This is a genomic window from Cyanobacteria bacterium QS_8_64_29 (assembly GCA_003022125.1).
Classification (GTDB): Bacteria; Cyanobacteriota; Cyanobacteriia; order Cyanobacteriales; family Rubidibacteraceae; genus QS-8-64-29.
On sequence record PXQH01000056.1, the window covers coordinates 1 to 3,526 of the forward strand.

Consider the following 3,526-nt stretch of genomic DNA (forward strand, 5'->3'; position numbering starts at 1 on the left):
CTTTTCTCGATCCCAGAACCCTAGCTGTCCCATCAGTTTTAATCCTGGTTGCTACATTCTATTTTTCCATAAATCGGCCTGAATTTAATTTTTAGAGGTACCCTACGATTTTGGCGTCCATAGATTCCCTGGTTGGCGACCCCTCAATTGCCCGCCACAGCAATTGTAGAGCCAAACCGCGGCTGTAGTATTAGCAGGTGGTAACGCTCACGGCGCTGGCTGCCCCAGGCGGGCTTGCTCGCGGTCGTCAAAATGGACCTTCTCGGTGCCCAGGATCTGGTAGTCCTCGTGCCCCTTGCCGGCAATTAGAATGCCGTCGCCCGGTTGCGCTTCTCGAACGGCCGCGCGGATGGCCTCGGCCCGATCACGGATGGTACGGACGCGGCCATCGGCCGGCATGCCTTGCAAGATGTCCTGCAAGATCCCGTCCGGATCTTCGGTGCGGGGATTGTCGGAGGTCACAAACGCCACATCAGCTAGCTCGGCCGCCGTTTGCCCCATGAGCGGGCGCTTGCCGCGGTCGCGATCGCCGCCGCAACCGAACACGCACAGGGTGCGACCGGCAAAAAACGGGCGAGCCGCCCGCAGCACGCTGGCCAGGCTGTCCGGGGTGTGGGCGTAATCCACCACAACGCTGATGTCTTGCTCGCCATCGAGCTGCACGCGCTCCATGCGACCGGGCACCCCAGAAAAGCGCGCCAAGCCAGCCGCCACGGTTGCCAGGTCGAGGTCCAAGTGCAGGGCAACCCCAACGGCAGCAAGCAGGTTGGCGAGATTGTACTCGCCTACCAGCGGCGATTGGAAGCGAGTTTCCCCAACTGGCGTGTGGAGCAACCCATCAATCCCGCTAGGGGCGTAGCGCAGCTGGCTCGCTCGCAGCTCGGCCGAGGCATCGTGCAGGCTGTAGCGCCAGACCCGCTCGGGCGGCAAGCTGGCAATTAGGCGCTGCCCGTAGGGATCGTCTTGATTGATGATGGCGCGCCCCTGCAGGTAATCGGGACCGAACAGCATGGCTTTGGCCTGAAAGTAATCTTCCATGCTGTCGTGGAAGTCGAGGTGATCCTGGCTCAGGTTGGTAAAGGCTGCTGCCTCGAATTGGCAGTTGCGGATCCGGCCTTGCGCCAGTCCGTGGGAGCTAACCTCCAGCACTGCGTATTGGCTGCCGGCCGCTAGCGCCTCGCGCAGCTGCCGCTGCAGCTCGACGGCAAACGGTGTTGTATGCGCGTTAGCCTGCTCCCGACCGGGCCAGCGCGCTCCCAGCGTTCCCAAAAGCGCGCTCGGGCGCTGGGCCTGGCGCAACAGGTGCTCCACCAGATGGCTAGTGGTGGTTTTGCCATTGGTCCCGGTGACCCCAGCCAGGGTGAGCTCGCGAGCCGGATCGCCGTAGAAAGCGGCTGCCACGTCCGCGCAAGCCGTCCCAATGTTGTCAATGACGAAGACTCGATCGCCCGGTTGCGGGGGATGCCGCTGGGCTGCCGCTGGGGCAATCAGCGCCGCTGCCGCCCCGGCGGCGATCGCGCTTTGCCAAAAGTTGCCGCCATCGACCCGCGCTCCTGGCAGGCCGATGAACAGATCCCCGGGCTGGCAGGCGTGGGAGTTGGTACAAAGCCCCGATACCTCAATGTCGCCCCCTAGCGAGTGCGGATCGGGGGCGGAATGAGCGACCCGAGCCAGCAGCTCCTGCAGTTTCATAGTCTCTGCTCCTCACCCCTATCTACAAGGTGCGCGGCTTCCCGACTGTAGCGGCAGCCTAGCTTGCATGGCGGGCTGCCCCTAAGGGCCGAACGCGCCCCCCACGGGGTCATTGGTTAGCCGCCGCAGCTATTGTGCTGCGCCGCTGCCGCTCAGCTCATCGAGCTTGGCCCGCACAGCTTGGATGTCTTGCCACATCAGCCACTTGGGGCTGCCTTTCTCCCGCGATGGGTTGCGCAGCAAGTAGGCCGGGTGAAAGATGGGCATGGTCAGCCGCCCTTCCCACTCGATCCACTGGCCGCGGACCTTGGTAATGCCGCGCTTGGTCCCAGTAACCGCCTGCAGCGAGGTACCGCCGGTGAACAGAATAATTTGGGGATCCACCAGCCGAATCTGCTCGAGCAAGTAGGGCTTGCACGCCTCCGTTTCTGGCGCGGTGGGCTTGCGATTCTCGGGCGGGCGGCACTTGACGATATTGCAAATGTAGGTGTCTCGCTCGGGGTCTAGGCGCACCGAGGCCAGAATTTTGTCCAGCAGCTGGCCGGCTTTGCCCACAAAGGGAAGGCCGGTTTCGTCCTCTTGTTGGCCGGGGCCCTCGCCCACCACCATCAAATTCGCCTGCGGGTTGCCGCGCTCCACCACGGCTTGGGTGCGGTGCTGGCCCAGCTCGCAGCGCTGGCACTGGCAGCAGTGGGCGGTCAGCGCGTCCAGCTCGGCGTACGTCCCTTGGGGAATGGGCGCGCGCGCGTCGGTGGGAATGCGTTGAAACTCAGCCTCAGACAGCACTGGCTCTAGGTCCGAGCCACCGAACAGGTTGAACTGATTGGGCTCGCTCATAATAGAAAGTGAGCTACCGAGCTAGAGGGTCCCGAGCATTCTAGAGCGCACCCAAGCCCTCGGGCACGCTGCGACGAACGCGTTACGGCGAATCTTACAAGCGTTGCGCGGGCCAGCGACAACCGCAACCACCATGCTCCCGTTTGCTGATCGCGCCAGTGCCGGCGAGCAGCTAGCGGCCGCGATCGCAAGCGAACTGGCTCGGTGCCCGCAACCGCAGGCGGCCGTTGTCTACGCGCTGCCGCGCGGAGGGATCGCCACGGCCGTTCCGGTCGCCCGCGCGATGGGGTGCCCGCTGAGCGTCGTCGTGGCCAAAAAAATTGCCCTGCCGCCCAATGAGGAACTGGCGCTGGGCGCGATCACTTCAGACGGCCGCTACCAGTGGGGTAGCACCGACCCCGAGGCAGCAGCCGAGGCCGGCGAGGCGCTCGAGGCGGCCAAGGCCAGCGCACAGCAACAAGCTATCGAGCAGTGGCAGGCGCTTGCCCCTGGTTGCCCTGAGGTCACGCCAGCGGGCAAAGTCGCCATTCTGGTGGATGATGGCATCGCCACGGGCATGACGGTGGCTGCCGCCGCCCGCTCCATCCGGGCGCAGCAGCCGAGCCAGGTGTGGATTGCGGCGCCCGTGGCGCCGCCGGAGGTCGCGCGCGATCCGCCGACTGACTGCGATCGCGCCATCGTACTGGCGACGCCGCAGCCGTTTCTGAGCGTGGGCCGCTTTTACCAGCGCTTCGAACAGCTCGATACCGATGAGGCGCTGGCTGCCCTACAGCAGTACAATACGCCCTACTTGCAGGCGAGCGGTTGAGCCGCGATGGCAGCGCGAGCGGCTACCGCTTCGAGAGAGCGCGAGAGGGCTATAGAGCCCTTCCCTCAAGGGCTCTATAGCCCTCTCGCACCCCCGAATTTCTACAAAGTTGAGCTAATTTTGTAGATAGTGCTAGAGTGGGGGTGTGCTGACGCTGACGTACCAGTACAAGCTCGTTCCAACGGCCGC

General features: G+C 64.2%; 3 protein-coding genes. 1 reads left to right on the forward strand and 2 read right to left on the reverse strand.

Features of this window, described 5'->3' with window-relative positions; all coding sequences use genetic code 11:
- Positions 1-207 precede the first annotated feature (207 nt).
- Together BRC58_09025 and BRC58_09030 are read right to left on the reverse strand one after the other, a co-directional pair.
- Entirely contained in the window at positions 208-1,692 is a 1,485-nt protein-coding gene (locus BRC58_09025; GenBank protein PSP16477.1) for a UDP-N-acetylmuramoyl-L-alanyl-D-glutamate--2,6-diaminopimelate ligase, read from the reverse strand.
- 129 nt (positions 1,693-1,821) lie between these two features.
- On the reverse strand, positions 1,822-2,529 hold the full coding sequence (locus tag BRC58_09030) for a uracil-DNA glycosylase (GenBank protein ID PSP16478.1): 708 nt from the start codon (positions 2,527-2,529) through the stop codon (positions 1,822-1,824).
- A gap of 133 nt (positions 2,530-2,662) precedes the next feature.
- Between BRC58_09030 and BRC58_09035 the strand changes: the two genes are divergently transcribed.
- Positions 2,663-3,337, forward strand: a complete 675-nt coding sequence (locus tag BRC58_09035) for a phosphoribosyltransferase (protein PSP16479.1) — start codon at positions 2,663-2,665, stop codon at positions 3,335-3,337.
- Positions 3,338-3,526: the final 189 nt, after the last annotated feature.